Annotated in this window: 22 protein-coding genes; 6 read left to right on the forward strand and 16 right to left on the reverse strand. The window is 59.9% G+C overall.

Features of this window, described 5'->3' with window-relative positions; all coding sequences use genetic code 11:
• Positions 1-2: 2 nt before the first annotated feature.
• From ACIK7D_RS00690 to ACIK7D_RS00725, 8 genes are all read right to left on the reverse strand, one after another.
• On the reverse strand, positions 3-2066 hold the full coding sequence (locus ACIK7D_RS00690; RefSeq protein WP_400155405.1) for a hydantoinase/oxoprolinase family protein: 2064 nt from the start codon (positions 2064-2066) through the stop codon (positions 3-5).
• Positions 2067-2211: 145 nt separating this feature from the next.
• Positions 2212-3150 (reverse strand): nitrogen assimilation transcriptional regulator NAC, encoded by a 939-nt coding sequence (gene nac, locus ACIK7D_RS00695; protein ID WP_400155406.1) that lies wholly within the window; start codon positions 3148-3150, stop codon positions 2212-2214.
• Between the two features lie 322 nt (positions 3151-3472).
• Positions 3473-4681 carry an aspartate transaminase gene (locus ACIK7D_RS00700; protein WP_400155407.1) on the reverse strand — a complete coding sequence of 403 codons (1209 nt, stop codon included), beginning with the start codon at positions 4679-4681 and terminating at the stop codon, positions 3473-3475.
• A 36-nt stretch (positions 4682-4717) separates the two neighbouring features.
• A complete protein-coding gene (locus tag ACIK7D_RS00705) occupies positions 4718-5461 on the reverse strand; it encodes an ABC transporter ATP-binding protein (RefSeq protein WP_400155408.1) in 744 nt (247 codons plus the stop codon).
• Positions 5451-6224, reverse strand: coding sequence for an ABC transporter ATP-binding protein (locus tag ACIK7D_RS00710; protein WP_080817072.1), 774 nt, complete (start codon positions 6222-6224; stop codon positions 5451-5453). The genes ACIK7D_RS00705 and ACIK7D_RS00710 overlap by 11 nt, the downstream gene beginning before the upstream one ends.
• Positions 6221-7207 carry a branched-chain amino acid ABC transporter permease gene (locus ACIK7D_RS00715; protein ID WP_080817073.1) on the reverse strand — a complete coding sequence of 329 codons (987 nt, stop codon included), beginning with the start codon at positions 7205-7207 and terminating at the stop codon, positions 6221-6223. Before ACIK7D_RS00715 ends, ACIK7D_RS00710 begins: the two co-directional genes overlap by 4 nt.
• Before the next feature lie 143 nt (positions 7208-7350).
• A complete protein-coding gene (locus ACIK7D_RS00720; protein ID WP_035217353.1) occupies positions 7351-8223 on the reverse strand; it encodes a branched-chain amino acid ABC transporter permease in 873 nt (290 codons plus the stop codon).
• A gap of 21 nt (positions 8224-8244) precedes the next feature.
• Positions 8245-9435, reverse strand: coding sequence for an ABC transporter substrate-binding protein (locus ACIK7D_RS00725; protein WP_400155409.1), 1191 nt, complete (start codon positions 9433-9435; stop codon positions 8245-8247).
• A gap of 298 nt (positions 9436-9733) precedes the next feature.
• Here ACIK7D_RS00725 and ACIK7D_RS00730 point away from each other — a divergent pair, with 298 nt between their 5' ends.
• Together ACIK7D_RS00730 and ACIK7D_RS00735 are read left to right on the forward strand one after the other, a co-directional pair.
• Positions 9734-9874: a DUF1127 domain-containing protein gene (locus ACIK7D_RS00730; RefSeq protein WP_080853169.1), complete on the forward strand. Its 141-nt coding sequence runs from the start codon at positions 9734-9736 to the stop codon at positions 9872-9874.
• 148 nt (positions 9875-10022) lie between these two features.
• Positions 10023-10460, forward strand: a complete 438-nt coding sequence (locus tag ACIK7D_RS00735) for a GNAT family N-acetyltransferase (RefSeq protein WP_400155410.1) — start codon at positions 10023-10025, stop codon at positions 10458-10460.
• Between the two features lie 42 nt (positions 10461-10502).
• Here the strand turns inward: ACIK7D_RS00735 and ACIK7D_RS00740 are convergent, their stop codons facing one another.
• Together ACIK7D_RS00740 and ACIK7D_RS00745 are read right to left on the reverse strand one after the other, a co-directional pair.
• Positions 10503-11153, reverse strand: coding sequence for a glutathione S-transferase family protein (locus tag ACIK7D_RS00740; RefSeq protein ID WP_400155411.1), 651 nt, complete (start codon positions 11151-11153; stop codon positions 10503-10505).
• A gap of 101 nt (positions 11154-11254) precedes the next feature.
• Entirely contained in the window at positions 11255-12466 is a 1212-nt protein-coding gene (locus tag ACIK7D_RS00745; protein WP_269314666.1) for an MFS transporter, read from the reverse strand.
• A 245-nt stretch (positions 12467-12711) separates the two neighbouring features.
• Here ACIK7D_RS00745 and ACIK7D_RS00750 point away from each other — a divergent pair, with 245 nt between their 5' ends.
• On the forward strand, positions 12712-13368 hold the full coding sequence (locus ACIK7D_RS00750; protein ID WP_035217366.1) for a peroxiredoxin: 657 nt from the start codon (positions 12712-12714) through the stop codon (positions 13366-13368).
• 66 nt (positions 13369-13434) lie between these two features.
• On the opposite strand, the gene ACIK7D_RS00755 is transcribed toward ACIK7D_RS00750, so the two are convergent.
• Positions 13435-14238, reverse strand: coding sequence for a hypothetical protein (locus tag ACIK7D_RS00755; RefSeq protein WP_400155412.1), 804 nt, complete (start codon positions 14236-14238; stop codon positions 13435-13437).
• A 32-nt stretch (positions 14239-14270) separates the two neighbouring features.
• On the reverse strand, positions 14271-14723 hold the full coding sequence (locus ACIK7D_RS00760; RefSeq protein WP_174056759.1) for a DUF5680 domain-containing protein: 453 nt from the start codon (positions 14721-14723) through the stop codon (positions 14271-14273).
• 166 nt (positions 14724-14889) lie between these two features.
• Between ACIK7D_RS00760 and ACIK7D_RS00765 the strand changes: the two genes are divergently transcribed.
• From ACIK7D_RS00765 to fghA, 3 genes are read left to right on the forward strand one after another with little or no spacing between them, the layout of a single operon-like run.
• Positions 14890-15345, forward strand: coding sequence for a YaiI/YqxD family protein (locus ACIK7D_RS00765; protein ID WP_003502698.1), 456 nt, complete (start codon positions 14890-14892; stop codon positions 15343-15345).
• Between the two features lie 25 nt (positions 15346-15370).
• Positions 15371-16030 (forward strand): DUF1345 domain-containing protein, encoded by a 660-nt coding sequence (locus tag ACIK7D_RS00770; protein ID WP_127756056.1) that lies wholly within the window; start codon positions 15371-15373, stop codon positions 16028-16030.
• 29 nt (positions 16031-16059) lie between these two features.
• Complete coding sequence (fghA, locus tag ACIK7D_RS00775) at positions 16060-16893, forward strand: S-formylglutathione hydrolase (RefSeq protein WP_262535240.1); 834 nt, start codon at positions 16060-16062, stop codon at positions 16891-16893.
• A gap of 59 nt (positions 16894-16952) precedes the next feature.
• Here the strand turns inward: fghA and ACIK7D_RS00780 are convergent, their stop codons facing one another.
• The 4 genes from ACIK7D_RS00780 to ACIK7D_RS00795 all read right to left on the reverse strand — a co-directional run bounded on the left by ACIK7D_RS00780 (position 16953) and on the right by ACIK7D_RS00795 (position 19632).
• Entirely contained in the window at positions 16953-17342 is a 390-nt protein-coding gene (locus ACIK7D_RS00780) for a RidA family protein (RefSeq protein ID WP_080817083.1), read from the reverse strand.
• A 247-nt stretch (positions 17343-17589) separates the two neighbouring features.
• Positions 17590-18078 carry a hypothetical protein gene (locus ACIK7D_RS00785; RefSeq protein WP_080817084.1) on the reverse strand — a complete coding sequence of 163 codons (489 nt, stop codon included), beginning with the start codon at positions 18076-18078 and terminating at the stop codon, positions 17590-17592.
• A 60-nt stretch (positions 18079-18138) separates the two neighbouring features.
• On the reverse strand, positions 18139-18933 hold the full coding sequence (locus tag ACIK7D_RS00790; RefSeq protein WP_080817085.1) for an ATP12 family chaperone protein: 795 nt from the start codon (positions 18931-18933) through the stop codon (positions 18139-18141).
• 30 nt (positions 18934-18963) lie between these two features.
• On the reverse strand, positions 18964-19632 hold the full coding sequence (locus ACIK7D_RS00795; protein WP_400155413.1) for an HAD family hydrolase: 669 nt from the start codon (positions 19630-19632) through the stop codon (positions 18964-18966).
• Positions 19633-19636 lie beyond the last annotated feature (4 nt).

Consider the following 19636-nt stretch of genomic DNA (forward strand, 5'->3'; position numbering starts at 1 on the left):
CCTTAGAGAATATTGATCACGAGATTGCCGTGGGCGTCGACATGGAAGGCGCCGCTCGGCCCGACAACGGCCGTCGATTCACGCTGTTCCACAATGGCAGGCCCCTTCACCTCGTGGCCGACCGGCAGCTTGTAATGGTCGTAAACCGAGGTTTCGACATAGCCGCCCGCCTCCTGAAAATAGACCTGGCGGCTGCCCTTCCGGGCTTCGGCAATGACGGTTTCATGCGGCCGGGTGACCTGATCCTTCTCGCCGCTGGCGCGCAGACGCCAGGTGATGACTTCCAGCGGTGCGGCCACCGTGCGGCCGAACAATTCGCGGTAGAGCTTGAAGAAACTGCCGCGCAATTCTTCAAGGAAAAGGTCCTTCGGCAGGTTGCGGTCAGGAAGGACCACCGTGATCTCGTGTCCCTGCCCCACATGGCGCATATCCACGGTATAGCGATTGGTGATCGTCTCCTTCGGAACGCCGGCGGCCGAAACCACTTCCGCGCCCTGAGCGGAAAGATCGTCGAGCAGGCGGTTCATCGCCTCGATATCCCAGGCATCGAGCGCCATCGGATGGCTCGCGGAGAGATCGACGGCGACCGGCGCGATCAGCAGGCCGATGGCGGAGCTGACGCCCGCGCCGGTCGGGCAGATGATGCGCGAAATACCGAGCTTGCGGGCGATGCCATAGGCATGGACCGGGCCTGCTCCGCCGAAAGCGACCATCGGCAAAGAGCGCGGATCGACGCCGAGATCGGTGGCGTGCATGGCAGCGGCCTTGCTCATGGATTCATTGACGAGATCGTGGATGCCCCAGGCGCAGCGCTCGACGGACACATCGAGAGAAGTGGCCAGTTTGGACATCGCCTCATGGGCGGCGTCCTTCGACACCTTGAACGAGCCGCCGACGAAGGATTCCGTTCCCATGTAACCGAGCAGAATATCGGCGTCGGTCACCGTGGGTTCTGTTCCGCCGCGCTGATAGGCGGCCGGACCCGGCATGGCGCCGGCGGAATGCGGGCCGACATCGAGAAGACCGAGCGGGTTCTTCGCCGCGATGGAACCACCGCCAGCCCCGATCTCGATCATCTGGATCGACTGGATTTTCAGAGGAAAACCGGATCCCTTGCGGAAGCGCTGGTAATGCGCGACTTCGAGATCGGTCCCGACATTCGGCTCGCCATCGGGAATGAGGCAGAGCTTGGCGGTGGTGCCGCCCATATCGAAGGAAAGCACGCTCGCTTCGCCCGCCGTGCGGCCGAATTCGGCGGCGGCGACGGCGCCTGCCGCGGGTCCGGATTCGATCAGGCGGACGGGAAGTTCGGCAGCGCGTCGGCTCGGCACAAGACCGCCCGAAGAAGTCATCCACAGTACCTGCCGGTCGATGCCCCTGTCGGCGAATTCCCGTTGCAGATGGGCGACGTGGCCGGACATTTGCGGGCGGGTATAGGCATTGACCACCGTTGTCGAAGCGCGGTCGAATTCACGCATTTCCGGGCAAACTTCGGAAGACAAAGATACGAAGATATCCGGGTCTTCCTCGCGCAGAAGGGCGGCGACGCGCTGCTCGTGCTGCGGATATTTGTAAGCGTGCAACAGGCAGACCGCCACCGAGCGGATGCCCTTTTCCTTCAGCCGTCCGGCGATTTCGCGAACGGTTTCTTCCTTCAGTTCCGTCATCACCTCGCCATCGGCGGCGATGCGTTCTTCGGCACCGAAGCTGTTGGCGCGGGTGACCAGCGGATCGGGATATTTGATGTTCAGGTCGTAAAGATCGTAACGCCCCTCGTTGCGGATGCGCAGCATGTCCTGAAAACCGTCGGTGGTGACGAAACCGGTCTCCACGCCCTTGCGCTCCAGCACGGCATTGGTGACGACGGTGGTTGCGCCAAGCACCTGCAGGTTCTCGATCGCAATCGCATCCCCATGCTTTTCGAGCAGTTCCGATACGCCCTGCACAACGGCCTCGGCCGGATTCTTCGGCGTGCTCAGGACTTTATGGAGGTGAAGTTCGCCGCTGTCGTCCAGAAGCGCGAAATCGGTAAAGGTACCGCCAGTATCGAAAGCCAGTTTTGCCATTGTTCCCTCGAGCGACCACGCAGCCTCTACGGCTGCCTTTTGGACCCACGATTTGGGTCCGTTCACTGAGGGAAAATTGAAGCCTTCAGCCGGCCTTTACCAACACAACCTCGGTCTGCCGCCATAGGGTTTGCTTATAGCGAATTCAGATCGCGCGAATGCCGGGGTGGTGGCCGCTCTTGAGCTTGGTGACGATCTCGAGAAGCACGGAACGCGCCGCCAGCGCCGGCTCGGAAAGCGGCATATGATCGGAAACGCAGAGCGAAACCGTGGCGTCGATGACGGGGGTTGTGAGCGGGTGCAGCTGCGCGCCACTGAAGCTTGGGGTTTCCAAAACCACCGAGGCGGGAAGGATCGTCGAGCCGAGGCCGTCCAGCACCGCAGCGCCCAAAGCAGGCACGGATTCCAGTTCTGAAATGACCTCCGGCTTCGAGCGCGCCCGCGCCAGCCCTTCGTCGATGAGCCGGCGAAGGAAATGCGCCTTGCTTGGCAGCAACATTGCGTGTCCATCCAGCGCCGAGAGCGGAAGCGGCTGGCCGGGTTCGGCCGGCAGCTTCATATCGGCGGGCGAGACAAGGAACATCTCCTCCCGGAACAAAGGTTCCAGCGTCACGCCCTTGATGGGATCGGAGGTGTAGATCAGCGCCATATCCATCTTGCCGGTCATGATCAGCTCGCTGAGGATATGGCCGAAGCTGTCATTGATATGGACCGTAATGGCCGGAAACCGCGCCCTCATCTCCTTGATGAGCGGCAGCGACAGCGCGCTGGACGAGGAATAGGTGGCGAGCCCGATGGAGACGCGGCCGGAGAGCGAGCGGGCCGAGCGATCGATATCGGTCTGCGCCTGCTCGATCTGCTTCAGCATGATCTGCGCATGGCGATAGAGGATCAGCCCGGCCTCGGTTGGCGTGATGCCGACATTGCTGCGCAACAGAAGCTGATGCTTGAAATGCTGTTCCAGCGAGGCGATCTGCTGCGACAGCGCCGGCTGCGCCACACGCAGAATGCCGGCGGCGCGCGACACGCTACCGGTATCGACGATCTTGACGAAGCTTTTGAGTTTTTTGAAATCGACGCTCATCGGTCCCCACTTTTTGGGGAAATCCTAGCGCATTGATGCGGAAACAGGAATGGATTTCTGCAAGGACGATGCGTAATTTCAATGGGATAGGTGCTTTTTCGATATATGTTCAGGTGCACGACACAGCTTTGCGCGTGCAACCCCACCTCCGTCATTCCGGCCCCGAGGCGGAATCCAGTCGACGCGCGTCTGCGCGGCGGGATGAGTCTTTTCAGCCCAAGGACTTGGGCTGGCTGGATTCCGGCTCAAGGCCGGAATGACGGAAGGTGAAAAGCGTCACGAACCCTTGTAGAGGCGCGCCTGTTTATGGGTCCGATTTGCCCTATCTTAGCGCCGCCACCGCCCGTTCGATGCGGTCGCATGCATCCTCCAGCACCTCCATGGAGGTGGCGAAGGAAATGCGGAAATAGGGCGACAGCCCATAGGCAGCGCCCTGAAGAGCCGCCACGCCGACGCTGTCGAGGAGATAGAGGACAAAGTCGAGATCGTTTTCGATCATCTTGCCATCCGCCGTCGTTTTGCCGATCACCCCGGCGCAGCTCGGATAGAGGTAGAAGGCCCCATCCGGAACCATGCAGGAAAGGCCGGGGATCGCGTTCAGGCGCGCGCAGGCGTAGTCGCGCCGCTGTTTATAGACCGCAACACTTTCCGTCACGAATGTCTGGTCGCCGGAAAGCGCATGGGCGGCGGCGGCCTGGCTGACCGAGGACGGGCAGGATGACATCTGCGATTGCAACTTGTTGATGGCGGCGATGAGTGCTGCCGGCCCTGCCCCATAGCCGATCCGCCATCCCGTCATGGCATAGGATTTTGAAACGCCGTTGGTCAGAAGCACGCGGTCCTTCAGTTCCGGAACGACGGCAACGAGGGTTTTCATCGGCTCGTCCCTGAACCAGACCTGATCGTAAATATCGTCGGAAAGGACCATGACATGCGGATGGCGCAGCAATACGTCGCCCAGCGCCTTCAGCTCCGCTTCGCTATAGGCAGCACCCGTCGGGTTCGAGGGGGCGTTGAGGATCAACCACAGCGTTTTCGGGGTGATCGCCGCTTCCAGCGCTTCAGCCGTCAGTTTGAACCCCGTTTCCTCCGGGCATGCGACGATGACGGGCGTGCCGTCATTGGCGATGACCATATCGGGATAAGACACCCAGTAGGGAGCCGGGATGATGACTTCCGCACCATTTTCCACGCTTGCCATCAGCGCCAGAAACAGGATCTGCTTGGCGCCGCCGCCGACGCAGATTTCACTCTCGCCATAGGCGATGCCGAGACGTTTCTGGAAGTCGCCGATGATCGCCTTGCGAAGCGCTGGCGTGCCGTTGACAGCGGTGTATTTAGTCTCTCCCCGGTCGATGGCGGCATGCGCCGCGGCCTTGACGGCTTCCGGCGTATCGAAATCCGGCTCGCCCACAGTCAGGTCGGCGATATCGCGGCCGGCGGCCTTCAATTCGCGGGCGCGGGCCGCCGCCGCCGTGCTCGGCGATACCTTTATTCTCGACACGCGTGATGCTGGCACGAAAGTGCTCATGGTCTTTCCTCGTCTCAATCTAAAGCTTTGGACCAGTCAGTGCGCGGCTTCGAGTTCGCCGCGCATCTTTCCGGTCAGGAACAATTCGCCCAGTTCGTCATGGGTGATCTCCGCCGGCGTGCCGTCCCAGATCACCTTGCCGAGACGGAGGATCACGGCGCGCTGCGCCACCTCCATGGCCTTTTTGGTGTTCTGCTCGACAAGCAGGATGGTCATGCCGTTCGCATGTAGCCGCAGCAGCTCGTCGAACACGATGCCGATTGCGGCCGGCGACAGGCCAACCGAGGGCTCATCCACCAGTAGCACCTTCGGCCGCTGCAGAACCGCCATCGCCACTTCGAGCAATTGCTGCTCGCCGCCCGACATATTGCCCGCGAGCGTCGAGCGCCGCGTCTTCAGGATCGGGAAAAGGTCGTAGACATAATCCCTGTCCGCCTTCACCTTGGCGTCGCGAATGGTATAGGCGGCCATTTGCAGGTTTTCATCGACAGTCATGACCGGGAAGTTGCAACGGCCCTGCGGCACGAAGGATATGCCCTCCCCCAGAATGGCGCGCGACGACAATCCGGCGATATTCCTGCCGCGCCAGTCGATGCCGCCTTCCTTGATGGTCGTCATACCGTAGAGCGTCTTGAGCAGGGTGGATTTTCCCGCCCCGTTCGGCCCCATGAGAGCCACGAACTGCCCGGCCGGCACATCCAGATCGACGCCGTTCAGGATATCGAGATTGCCGTAACCCGCGCGCAGGCCTTTGATGGAAAGATTGCTGTCAGCCGCCAAGATAGGCCTCCCTCACACGCTGGTCCTGAATGATGTCATGCGGCAGTCCCTCGACCAGTTTCGTTCCCTGATCGAGCACGACGACACGCTGGCAGATGCTGGTGACGACATCGATATTATGTTCGATGACGAGGAAGCTCACGCCGAGCGATTTATTCGCATATTGGATCGTCTCCACCACGCGCTCGATGATCTTCGGGTTGATGCCCGCCATCGGCTCGTCGAGCAGGATGAGCTTCGGTTCCGGCATCAGCATGGAAGCGAACTGAATGAGTTTCTGCTGGCCGCCGGAGAGGTTGCCGGCGGGCTGGTGGCGAACGTCCCAGAGGCCCGCCATCTTGATCAGCTCGCGCGCCCGCTCTCTCAACCCGGCCACGCGGCGGCGCGACATGCCGCCGAGCCCGAATGTCGACAGGAGCGAGGGAAAGGTGAACATCTGCCCGGCGATGATGAGGTTCTCCTCCACATCGAGCGCCTTGAAGGTGACCGTCTTCTGGAACGAGCGCAGCATGCGGCCTTCGCGGGCGATGCGGTTGAGCGACCAGCCGGTGATGTCCTGCCCGTCCAGGATCACCTTGCCGGTATCCGGCCGGGCAAGCCCGGTGCTGCAATCGAAGAAGGTGGATTTTCCGGAACCGTTGGGGCCGATCAGCCCGGCGATCTCGCCGCGATTGATGTGCATGCTGACATCGTTGACCGCCTTCACCGCACCATACGACTTGCTGAGGTTCTTTATCTCGAGGATGGGAAGATGAGCCGTCATTTCGAGCCTCCGATCGCGTTCCAGAAGCGATTGATCAGGGGAGCAAAGCCCTTTTTGAACCAGAAGACGAGGACGAGAAGGCAGAAGCCATAAGCGATCATCCGCACTTCTGGCGCGACGCGCAGCGCCTCGGTCAGTCCGACGAAAAGCAGGCTGCCGAAGACGGTTCCGGAAATCATGCCAGCACCACCGCCGAGGACGATGATGAGCATCGTCGTGGAATAATACATCTGGAAGGTCAGCGGGCTGACCACCGTGAGATAATGGGCATAGAGGCTGCCCCCCACCCCGGCAAAGACCGCGCTCAGCATGAAAACGATCAGCTTGTAACGCCAGGTGGGGACACCGAGGGATTCCGCCAGCGTCTCGTTTTCACGAATGGCGACCATGTTGCGGCCCGCTGGCGAGCGGACGATTGCCCATGCGGCAAGCGTTCCCAGCACGCAGATGGCGAGAGCCAGATAATAGAAACTGGTGGTTCCGCTGACCGTGAAGGAGAGCGGGCCAAGCTCGAAATAAGGCTTCGGGATGCCGGAGAGGCCCATGTCGCCACGGGTCAGCGAAATCCAGTTCTTTGCGATTGCCTGGCCGATGATGACGAAACCGAGCGTACACATGACGAAGGAAGTCGAGCGAAGACGCAAAGCCGGAATGCCGAGCGGCAGGGCAAGCGCGCCGGAGACAAGGCCGGCGGCAATGAGGTTCACGTAAAACGGCGTTTCATAGTGAACCGCCAGCAGGCCGGCGGTATAGGCGCCGATGCCGAAGAAAGCCGCCTGCGCCAGCGACAGCAGACCGGTATAGCCCACAAGCAGGTTGAGTCCGTGCGCCGGCAGCATGAAGATGAGCGCGATGATGAGCGAATGGGTGACGTAACGCGTGCCGATGAAGGGCGCGGCGAGTGCGACGACGATCAGGACGGCGGCGAGCGGAATGCGCAGATCGCGGCGGCGTGCCTGGGGAACGGTGTCTGTGAGAGACATGTCTAGTCCTCAAAATTCGAGTAAATTCGGCGGGCGCGGCTTCCAGAGCGTTTTGGCTTTTCTTCGAATCGCCAAAGCGCTCTAACTCTTTATTTTTCCGCATTTCCGGACGGAAAACCGGGTCCACTTTTCCTGGAAATGCTCTAGAAGCGCGCCTGCGTCGAAAACAGGCCGTGCGGACGCCACATCAGCATCAGGATCAGCGTTGCGAAGCCCACCGTGTCGCGGAATTGCAGCCCGACATAGGTGGCGACGAGGCTTTCGGCGATGCCGAGGATCATGGCCGCGAAGAAGGTGCCCCGCACATTGCCAAGACCGCCCATGATGATGATCGGCAGGGTCTTGAAGGTTATGAGTTCCCCCATGCCGCCATAGACGCTGACATTGACCGGCGCGGTCAGCACGCCCGAAAGTGCGGCGAGCGCGGCGCCCAGGATGAAGGTGCGCAACACGACCTGCGACACATCGATGCCGACCACGCCGCAGCATTCGACATTCTGCGAGACCGCCCGCATCGCCATGCCGAGACGGCTATAGGTGACCATCAGTTCCAGACCGACGAAGACGATGAGGCAGACGACGAGGATGAGCACGCGCTGCTGCGCCAGCGTGAAGCCGAGAATGGAAATCGGCTCGATATAACCGCCGGCGAAAAACTTGTAGCCGCCGCCGAAGACGAAAATGATCGTGTTCTGCAGGATCAGCGCGATGCCGAGGGTGGCGAGAACGCCGGACTCCGCCGGCGCTCCCACCATTCTGCGCATCACCAGCTGGCCGACCACATATGCCACGACCACGGTGGAAAGCACGCCGACGACGATCGAAGCCTCATAGGAAAGGCCGAGATAATCGATTGCGAACCACGCCCCGAAGGTTCCGAGCATGTAATATTCGCCATGAGCGAAGTTGATGGCTCTCAGCACCCCGAAAATCATGGTCATGCCGACGGCGACGATCGCGTAGACGGAACCGGTGACGATCCCGTTTACGACTTGCTCGAGAATTGTCGAGAACATGGCTGTACCCCTCCCGGTCTGTCAGTTCGCAGGGTACTGGATTTCCGCCGTATAAGCGCCCTTGATGCTGGGCTTGCCGTTCTCGATCTGGAGAAGGATCATCGGAAGGCGCGCCTGATTGTGATCGTCGAAGGTCACTTCGCCGACCGGGCTCTTGTACTTGATCCTGGAGAGCGCTTCGCGGACGGCGTTGCGGTCGGCGCTTCCGGCTTCCTTGATCGCCTGGGCGAGCAGGTTGACGGTATCCCAATGCACATAGGCGTGATTGTTCGGCGCTTCCTTGTATGTCGCGGTGAATTTCTCGACGAAGGCCTTGCTGGCGGGACTATCGAACTGCGGCAGCCAGGCGGCGGCTTCCACGGCGCCTTCCATGGCTTTCGGCGCGGATTTGATCGTCTTTTCGGTGTTGAATTCACCGTTGCCGATCAGCACAACCTTGCCGGCAAGCCCGAGTTCCAGCATCTGGCGGGCAACGATTGGCGTGGTATCGGCCAGACCATACATGATGATCGCCTGCGCGCCGTTATCGCGGATCTTCGCCAGCACGCTGCGGAAGTCGACCTCGCCTTCCTTGTAATAATCCTCGCTGAGAATTTCGCCCTTGAAGTCAGGCAGATATTTCTTGGTGAAGGTGATGGCGGAGCGGCCGTAGTCGCTATCGACCGACAGGACGGCGAACTTCGTGAAACCTCGCTGTTCGGCGGCGTATTTAGCCACGACGAGCGCGCGGTTCTCATCCGTCGGATAATTGCGGAATGTCCATTTGAAACCGCCGACACCCGCCTGATAGGTGATCTTCGGGTTGGAGGACGCCGCGTTCAGCAGCAGAACCTCGGCATCCTCGGCGACAGGCTGCATCGCAAGCGTCACGGAGCTGGAAACGTCGCCGATGACGAAATCCACCTCATCCTGATCGATCAGGCGGCGGGTGGCCGAAACGCCTTCGACCGGAGTGCCCTGGCTATCGGCGTTGAAAAGTTCGATCTGCTGGCCATTGATGCCGCCGGCCGCGTTGATATCCCTTACCGCGAGTTCCGCGCCGTGCATGGAGAAAGCGCCGTAGCGCGCATTCGGACCGCTCATCGGCGCGACGAGGCCGAGCCTTATCGTGTCGGCCGCATAAGCTGCGGCGGAGAGCGCCGGCGACAGGCTCAGGATCGGAGCGACCGCTGCGGAAACCAGTAGAAGTCTGCGAGTAATACCGTTTTTCATGTTCCCACTCCTTTTCGGATTTATCTGTTCCGGCTTTGGCCGGGCGAGCTTTTGCCGCTTTTGCGGTTCTTGTCGATCAACGTCATGCTAATCTTTCAGGCAGAGTAGGTTCATCGCCGGATATTTTGCCAACACAAGTCCTTTCTGCCGCTATAGCGTTTCCTTATGCCGGCAGTTGTTTCCCCCTATCCAGACGTCGGGTTTCGATTTTTGCATGTCTTCCATGCAGGCAAATGCCTGTATTTTTCGCGTCAGAATGGGCATATTTTATGCAACTTCATCACTGGAAACCATGAAAATGAAACTTCACGAAACCGTTCGAAACTATTTCCGCAACCGTCGCGCCGTGGCCGAACTGAGCGCGCTCGATGACAGAAGCCTTTCCGACATCGGCGTCAGCCGCTCGCATATCCGTTCCGCCGTGGAAGGCCGCCGCTAACAGACAGAAACGGTCGCCTTCATGGGCGTCCGCGCGCAGCACGATCTTCACGCGCTGAAAATTGCGCGTCAGAATCGGTAAAGCTCCTGTAGAACTCTTCTCCACATATTGGGCGGCGCTTTCAGAGCGCGGCCAAGAGGAGAGTCGAATGAACCAACCCGATTATTCCCCCGACTATTCCATTGTAGCGCAAACCCCGTCTGTCGAAGACTATCTGCGCCTTCGCGCCGTGGCCGGGCTAAGCCCCTTCTCACGGGAGGCGGCGGAGAAGGGTTTGCAGGGCACGGTCTTCTCCGTGCTGGTTCTGCATGCAGGGTCCGCCATCGGCATGGGCCGGCTGATCGGCGATGGCGGCTGCTTTTTTCAGATCGTGGACATTGCCGTCGATCCCGCCCATCAGGGCCGGGGCCTGGGCAAGGCGGTCATGGAGGCGCTGATGAGCCATGTGAAGAGCGAGCTTCCCGCTTCGGCCTATGTCAGCCTGATTGCCGATGTGCCGGCAAACAGGCTATACGAAAAATTCGGCTTCAGGGAGACCGCGCCGAGGTCGCTGGGAATGGCCTATCGCGTCAGCACCTCGGCCTGATCGCCGGCAGTCGGCAGCGAGCGTCCCTCAGCTTGAGGTGGTTCAGCCGTTCGATGCGGCTTTGAAAATCGCCAACTGATCGGCAAAGGCGCGTTTATAGGCGGGACGCGCCTCGCCTCGGGCGACATAGGCCGCGAGATTAGCGTATTCATCGAGAATGCCCGAACTTTTTATCCGTTGCAGCACCGATATCATCAACAGATCACCGGCGCTGAATGCGCTGTCGAGCCACTCGGCCTTGCCCAGTCGGCTGGACAATTCGCCGAGCCGCTTGCGAATACGTTCATCGACGATCTGCAGGCGTTCGCCGTGCCAGCTTTTGTCCCTTTCGAGAAAGCCGGTGACAAAATGCTCGACAATGGGCGGTTCCATGGTGCTGAGTGCGGCGAACATCCACATGATCGCGCGCGCCCGCGCATTCGCATCCTGCGGCAACAGGCCGGCATGGCGTTCGGCTATATGGAATATGATCGCACCGGATTCGAACAGGACGAGATCGCCCTCCTCATAGGTCGGGATCTGCCCGAAGGGTTGAAGCGCGAGATGCGCCGGTTCCCGCATCGCCTTGAAGGAAAGAAGGCGGACGTCATAGGGCTGGCCTACTTCTTCGAGTGCCCAGCGGACGCGCATGTCGCGGGCGAGACCCTTGCCGCCATCGGGCGAACGTTCAAAAGCGGTAATGGTGACTGTCATTGCTGTTCTCCATCACTCCCCACCCCTGCTCTCGCCTGACGTTGTGTCACACTATGCGTTGGGATGAGCGAAAACAACGTCGTCGTGTTTTCGGCACAGGCTCAGGCGGCGGTGCGCTTTCGACGGGACACCCAGATCAACACCGGCAAGGCGGTAAAAGACAGTGCGGCGCCCGCCAGGAACGTGCCGAAGGAACCATGGATGTCCCACAGCAAGCCCGCGATGACATTGCCGACCAGCACCGCCAGACCCGTCATCAGATTGAAAACGCCGAAGGCCGTTCCCTTGAGGTGTGGCGGCGCCGTTTCCGCAATCAGGGCCGCGAGCAGCCCCTGCGACAGGCCCATATGCAGCCCCCACAGAAGAATGCCGAACAGGAACAGCGGAATGGAATTGGCAAAAGCGAGCGTCAGATAAGAGGCCGCCAGCACGGCCACGCTCGCCGCGATAATTCCCGCGCGGCCGATCCTGTCCGAAAGCCGGCCGGCGGGATAGGCAGTCAGGCCATAGACGACATGCATGATGACCATCGTGATCGGTATCCATGCCGGCCGGAAACCCGCCTCTTCGGATTTCAGCAGCAGGAATGCTTCGCTGAAACGCGCGAAGGTCAGGAGCGACGCCGCGATGATGACGATCCAGACCGCCTGATTGAGTTTCGCAAAATCGGCGAGCCGGAATGGCTTTTCGGCTTTTGGTCTTGCGGGCGCATCCGGTTCCTTCACACCGGCGATGAGAATGAACACCGCAAGGAAAGCGGGAATGACGGCGATCCAGAAGATGGCGAGTACATTTTCGCTGAGCGCGAACATCAGCCCGATGGCCGCCAGCGGTCCGATGAAGCCGCCAACCGTATCGAGCGACTTTCTGAGCCCGAATGCGGCGCCACGAATTTCGGGCGGCGTCACATCGGCAATAAGGGCGTCGCGCGGCGTTCCGCGAATGCCCTTTCCGACCCGGTCCACCGCCTTGGCGGCGACGATCCAGCCAAGCGAGGTGGCGAAGGGAAAAGCGAGTTTCGAGATTGCGCCGAGACCGTATCCAAGCACGGCGAGCATTTTCCGCCGCCTCGTCCAGTCCGCGATAATCCCGGAAAACAGCTTGGTTGTGGTGGCGATGGCAACCGACATGCCCTCGATGAAACCGACAGTGACCGCGGAAGCGCCGAGGCCGGAAACGAGATAATAGGGCAGCAGCGTCTGCACCATTTCCGAAGAAATATCCATCAGAAGGCTAACAATGCCCAGCACCCAGACCGTCGCTGGAATGCGTGCCCGGACCGTTGCAGAAGCAGGCGCAGAAGAAGTCGTCATGATGGCCCCCCGATCGTCTCTGGAATAATCATGTCCTCCTGAAACAATCAACCGGGCCGATATCGTGAAACCGCGACAAACAGGGAAAATCAGGGTTATCAAATCTCTGTGGGGCTGAAGCAAATACCGCCTAAGCCCGATGAAAGGGCTGGCCATTTCACGCAAAAACTCTAAGCTCCAGCGCCGGACACGGATTGCCGAGAACCATCAGTTTTTAGTTCAAATCATTAGGGAGAAAACATCAGATGAGCCTGCGTATCAACGACATAGCACCCGACTTCACGGCCGAGACCACCCATGGTCCGGTGAGCTTTCACGACTGGATCGGCGACGGCTGGGCGGTCCTGTTTTCGCATCCGAAAAACTTCACGCCGGTCTGCACGACGGAACTCGGCGCGATGGGCGGCCTGCAGCCGGAATTCGAAAAGCGCGGCGTCAAGATCATCGGTATTTCGGTCGATCCGGTCGAAAGCCATGAAAAATGGAAGAACGACATTCGCACCGCGACCGGTTTCAACGTCGATTATCCGCTGATCGGCGACAAGGACCTGAAGGTCGCCAAGCTCTACGACATGCTGCCCGCCGGCGCTGGCGACAGCTCCGAAGGCCGCACGCCTGCCGACAACGCCACCGTGCGTTCGGTCTTCGTCATCGGTCCCGACAAGAAGATCAAGCTGGTCCTCACCTACCCGATGACCACCGGCCGCAACTTCGAGGAAATTCTTCGCGCCATCGATTCCATCCAGCTCACCTCCAAACATCAGGTGGCAACCCCGGCCAACTGGAAGCAGGGCGAGGATGTCATCATCACCGCCGCCGTTTCCAACGAGGATGCGATTGCCCGTTTCGGTTCTTACGACACGGTTCTTCCGTATCTGCGCAAGACCAAGCAGCCCGGCTGATTTGAAGCCTTTGATGGGGCGGTGAAACATCATCGTCCCATCCTTCCTTAGGTAAGACAGCGCGCTCTAGCCGGCTTCCTGCCTGACAACGCGCAGCATTGGCCGGGCATCGAGTTCGGCGGGCGTGAAACGCGCAAGAAGGTCGAAAGATGTTATGGCTTCGCCGGCGGCGAAGCGTCGCCCGTTGACGACGAGATGCCCGAGGCCGAATAGGGTGAGGAGCGCTTCCGTCGCATCTCCGGCCGGGGTTTCGAAAAGCAGATTCGTCTGGCCGAAATGTTCCAGACCCGTCGTCCAGGCCCTGATCTTTTCCCCCTCCTCCATCACGAAGGTTCCGAAGGCCAGCATCGCCGCCATTTGCTGCGGTTGGTCCAGATGGCTATTTGCATAGTTCAGATAGTCATCGAGATTGGCGCGGCCGACGATCATGTCGAGATAATGCAATGCAACGGCCAGCATGGGAGCGACCTGATGAATGCCGAGCAGGGCTGAGGCGATCTCGTTATGGGCGATTTCAGGATCGTCCTCATCCGCTATGATCAGGAATCTGAACTCGCACTGATGTGTTGCGCGGCTTAAATCGTCATATGCCGCTTTGGCATCGATGCAAAAGGTCTTTGACCAGTCGACCCTCGCCTCTGCGACTGCCGGATATTGGGCCGGCGCAACCGGCGCCGCTATGACCGGCTCGGGAGTGCCGACAAAAACCCTGGTCGAACCGCGCAGGCCGTCAAATACACCCTTTTCGCTCAGCCGCTCACATTCATATCCCTCCTCGCCCCACGCTTCTGTCAGCGTCAAATCGGAAATCGTGGGTTCGCCGTCGAAATAGAGTGTTGCCTTGAAAAATTGAGCGTCGCCATTTGCCATCGCAAACTCCCGTCCATGGCATCTCCTGCGCGCTATGGCTTTATGATCCCGCCATGATAGTCAAGCCGGTACGTCTCGACATGGCCCCGGTAAATGCGCTCGATGCCGGTGAAGGACCGGAATTCACCCTCATTCGTATCGACATAGACCAGATTTTCCACCGGGTGGGTGAAGCCGCCAAGGAACCGACCCTCACGATAGAGCGTGGAAAGCGATCGCTGAATGACCATGCCAGCCGTGGCGCCGTCGATCATGTCGGGCCGGAGGATGCGGCCGTAATAACTCATCGCCCACACCGCCGTTCCCTCATGCCAGACGACCTCCTGGCCGATGAAATCGGTTCCCCCGAAATAGCTGTCGATATAGTGCCAGTCGCCGCTCTGATAGCCGAGATCGTGCGATCCCTTGCGCGTGGGCGTAGCGGATTTGTTGCCGCCGCCGACATAGGTGGCGGACTTCGCCTGCACGATGAACTCTTCCAGCATGGGAAACCTTTCGGGACAAGAACATAAAGGGAACATAGGCGATTTTCAGGGTGGTCGCAAGTGCGCCCCTGCCCGGCATCGAACCCGCATTTCAAGAATGGCGGGCTTGGTAATCGCGGCGTTTGCGCTTAGAAGCGTGGCAGGAATTATCTCAAAAAGAGTGCCCATGCCGCAGAACCCGCAAATCTATGTCGATGCCGATGCCTGCCCCGTGAAGCCGGAGATTCTCAAGGTGGCGGAGCGGCATGGGCTGGAAGTGACCTTTGTTGCCAATTCCGGTCTGCGCCCGTCGCGCGATCCCATGGTGAAAAACGTCATCGTATCCGCCGGTTTCGACGCGGCGGACGACTGGATCGCCGATCATGCCGGTGAGAACGATATCGTCATCACCGCCGACGTGCCACTGGCCGGGCGCTGCGTCGCCAAGGGGGCGCTGGTGACCGGGCCAACCGGCCGCGTTTTTGACCAGTCGAATATCGGGATGGCGACGGCGATGCGCGATCTTGGTGCGCATCTGCGCGAAACCGGTGAAAGCAAGGGATATAATGCGGCTTTTTCACCGCGTGACCGATCCGCTTTTCTGGAGACGCTTGACCGTTTCTGCCGCCGTGTCAAAAAATGACGGCGCCAACGGAAAGGTGCCGCCCATGACCCCGGCCAATATGAAAAGCAACGGCTATCGCCGCCATCAACCTTTCGTCATTGCCTTTTTGGTCGGCGCCGCGAGCCTTGGCCTGGCGCTGGTTTTCGCGCCGCCGCTGGCGATAGAGATCGCGGCCGTTCTGTTCTTCCTGACCTACCTCACCCTTATCGCCTTTCGTCTGTCGGGCCTGACGGCGCAGCATCTGAAGGCCCATGCCGATAGCGACGACCTGCCTGCGGTCGCCATCATCGCCGTTACGCTGCTTGCCGTTGCAGTCGCGGTAGTATCGCTGTTTCAGGCCCTCAACCATACGGGCGAAACGGTCTGGACGCTGCTCATCGCCTTCGCCTCGGTGATCTTCGGCTGGCTGACCATCCACACCATGACCGCCCTGCACTACGCCCATCTTTACTGGCGGCCGGCCATGGTGGACGGCAAACGCCAGCATCGCGGCGGCATGGATTTTCCGGGCACGAAGGAACCCTGCGGTTACGACTTTCTCTATTTCGCCGTGGTGATCGGCATGACGGCGCAGACGTCGGATGTGGGTATAACCACGACCGCCATGCGCAAGGTCACGCTGCTGCACTCCATCGTTTCTTTCTTCTTCAACACGGTTCTGGTGGCGGCGGCGGTCAATGCAGCCGTCTCGCTTGCGGGCTGAACCGGGAAATTTTCACAAGGAATGGCTTCATGAACATTATTTCGCAGAATACGGCCTTTGGCGGCATGCAGGGCGTATTTTCGCACACATCGGAAACCCTGAAATCTGAGATGAGCTTTGCGGTTTATGTGCCGCCGAAGGCGATCCACGAGCCCTGCCCTGTCCTGTGGTATCTCTCCGGCCTCACCTGCACCCACGCCAATGTCATGGAAAAGGGCGAATATCGCCGCATGGCCTCCGAACTCGGGCTGATCGTCGTCTGCCCGGATACCAGTCCGCGCGGCAATGATGTGCCGGATGAACTGACCAACTGGCAGATGGGCAAGGGCGCCGGATTTTATCTCGATGCCACGGAGGAGCCCTGGTCCGAGCACTACCGGATGTACAGCTACGTGACGGAAGAACTGCCGGCCCTCATCGGCCAGCATTTCCGTGCGGATATGAGCCGCCAAGGCATTTTCGGCCATTCGATGGGCGGCCATGGCGCGATGACCATTGCGCTCAAGAACCCCGGGCGTTTCAAGAGCTGCTCCGCCTTTGCGCCGATCGTGGCTCCCTCTTCGGCCGACTGGTCCGAGCCGGCGCTGGAAAAATATCTCGGTGCGGATAAGGCTGCATGGCGTCAATACGACGCCTGTGCGCTGGTCGAGGACGGTGCGCGTTTTCCAGAGTTCCTGATCGATCAGGGCAAGGCCGATAGTTTTCTTGAAAAGGGCCTGCGCCCCTGGCTGTTCGAAGAAGCGCTCAAGGGCACGGATATCGGCCTGACGCTGCGCATGCATGAGCGCTACGACCACTCCTATTATTTCATCTCCACCTTCATGGATGACCATTTGAAGTGGCATGCGGAGCGGCTGGGTTAAGAACGGAGAGGCAAGCTGCGGCGCCCTGTAAGCGCCGCCGCGGCAGATTTAACCTGACATTACGGGATGCGGGCAATGACCTTGATCTCGAAATCGAAGCCGGCAAGCCAGTTGACGCCGACAGCCGTCCAGTTCGGGTAAGGCTTTTGGCTGAAAATCTCCTGCTTGACGGTCATGATCGTTCCGAACTGGTTTTCCGGATCCGTGTGGAACGTCGTTATATCCACGATATCATCGAAGGTGCAGCCCGCCGCCGCAAGCGTGGCCTTGAGGTTTTCAAAGGCCAGCCGGACCTGACGTTCAAAATCAGGTTCAGGCGTTCCATCGGCACGGCTGCCGACCTGGCCGGAAACGAAAAGAAGGTCGCCGGATCGGATAGCTGCGGAATAGCCATGCTCCTCGTAAAGCGCATGCCTGTTAGCGGGGAAAATTGCTTCGCGTGCGGTCATTGTGCATCTCTCTTTTGGCTGATTGGTCATGGACGCGAGAAGCATTGCTCTTTTAAAAGAGGGCTTCGGACGGCCATTTACATACGTTACGTATGTCAGATAGTTACATACGCGCCGCATGTCAATTCCATATACGCGACGTATGTGAACTTAAGGGTACCGGAGATGCGCGTAATTGAAGCTTGAAATATTTCTGAAGCTGAAATGCGGACGAATAGGCGTCACGCGCTGGCCTTCTGTGTCCTGCTTATGGAAATAGAGCCGTCGCCAGCGTCGTCGGGCCAGGCCGGCTGAGCCTGAATTCGCGGATCACGCGTTCGGCGACGCCATAGGCAAGTTCCTGCTCTATCGACTGATCGTCGAAGCTGACGACGGTGGCGGTGAATTTGGCTTCCGCGATCACCTCTCCCGTCGCAACGGCGGCGGCGCGGACGATGACCTTGGCTGACGCCCTTTCCCCGAACAGGAACGGGCCGCGTGTAACAGATGCCAGACGAATGGTCAGCACCACGCGCGGCCGGGTTTCTCCACGCGCCGTGGTCTTGATCGCATTCTGCACCTGCGCATGAATGGACTGCATCAGCGCCGGAGCGACATCCGGGCGTGCGGCGACGAATGCGCCGCGCACATCGTAAAGCAGCCGGTCAGTATTGGTCGCTTCCGGTTCCAGCCTGAAAGACATGAGCGTGAAACACGCCAGCACAAGAATGCCAAGGCGTTTCAACGAGGTGGTCATGATCAGCGGCTCCCCTAACGTGAGGTAACCGCATATTCGATCATCAGGGTTAGAAAAGCGTTAAGAAGCGCTCTTCAGGGACTCCAGAACATTGAGGGCCGCCCGCATGTCGACAAGCCTGACGGCGCGGCGCTCCAGCGCCTCCTCGTCCTCGCCCCATTGCTCGGCGGTCCAGTCTTCGTCCAGATGGGCAAGCGCCCAGGTTTCCTCCAGCGTCAGCTCCCCTTCCGCCAGCGCCAGCGCCAGAATGGCGGAACCGGTCAGCGACGTCATTGTGTGAAGAGCGGCAAGCGCGATCGGTGTGTCGTATTTCTTCAGCGTTACCGCAAAAGCCGCGATGGCTTCGCGCGGTTGATCCTGATGCATCACGCCTTCGACGAGAATGAAGCGCGCGCCGAGCACATTGGCCGCCCAGTCCAGAACCGGATCCCAATGGTCCGTCTGCCGCGCGACCAGCGCTTCCGGATCGCCGGCGCGATAGCAGAGGAGATCGGAAGAGGAAAATCGAAGTATGTCCTCAAAAACCGCCTGCGTGTCGTTGGCGACGCCGTCAATGGCCGTGTTCACATGCCGAGAGACGGGCATGACCACCGGATTGACCACTTCTTTCTGGGCGTCCCACTCGTCGCGAAGCAGTTCCGCCAGCGCACGCGTCGGGACGGTCAGCGGCTTCTTGGCGGGAGTGCGTAGCGGCTTACCATCGAGAAGGATGGTAAAGCCGCCCTCCTCCGCCTCGCCGACGGTGACATCCCTGTAGAACCGCTTCGGCAAAGGTTTCTGCATCTGGATCTGCGCGCGCAGGATCGGGTCGGGATGGCTCAGGCCCTCCGAAAGGTCGTTCAGGAGATCACGCATGGCACGTCCTCGTCAGTCGGATAGAAAGGGTTATTCAAGAATATCGGCCGGAACATAGGCCGGAATTTCGCGCGGGTGGCTGACGACCGCATCGGCGCCCGCCTTCCAGAGATCGTCGACCGAGGCATAACCCCAGGCGACGCCGATTGCTTTCGCGCCCGCAGCCTTGGCCATCTGCATGTCATAGATCGCATCGCCGACAACGACAGTATCGGCCGGAACCATGCCGGTTTCATGGCAGCATTCCATCACCATGGCCGGATGCGGCTTGGATGGGCAATCATCCGCCGTGCGCGAAACGATGAAGTGATCGGCAAGGCCGTGGGTCTGGAGGATATGGGTGAGACCGCGACGACCCTTGCCTGTCACCGCGCCGATCAGCATATCGTCGCGTCTCGAAAGCGTATCGATCAGCGTGGCGATACCGTCGAAAAGCGGCACGGTCATTTCCGGCCGCTCCCGCAGGGGATGATAGATTTCCCTGTAACGTTCCGTCATCGCCTTCGCCTCGTCATCCACATGCGCCTTGCCGAGCATGCGGGCGATGGCGATATCCAGCGTCAGACCGATGATCGCCTTGGTTTCGGAGATATCGGGGCGCGGTTTGCCGAAATCGGCGAAAGTATCGGACATGACGGCATGGATCAGGCCGGCGCTATCCACCAGCGTGCCGTCGCAATCGAAAAGAACCAGTTTCATGGGC

Origin of the sequence: Agrobacterium sp. P15N1-A, from assembly GCF_044626815.1 — a bacterium.
In the GTDB taxonomy this organism is placed as follows: Bacteria; Pseudomonadota; Alphaproteobacteria; order Rhizobiales; family Rhizobiaceae; genus Agrobacterium; species Agrobacterium leguminum.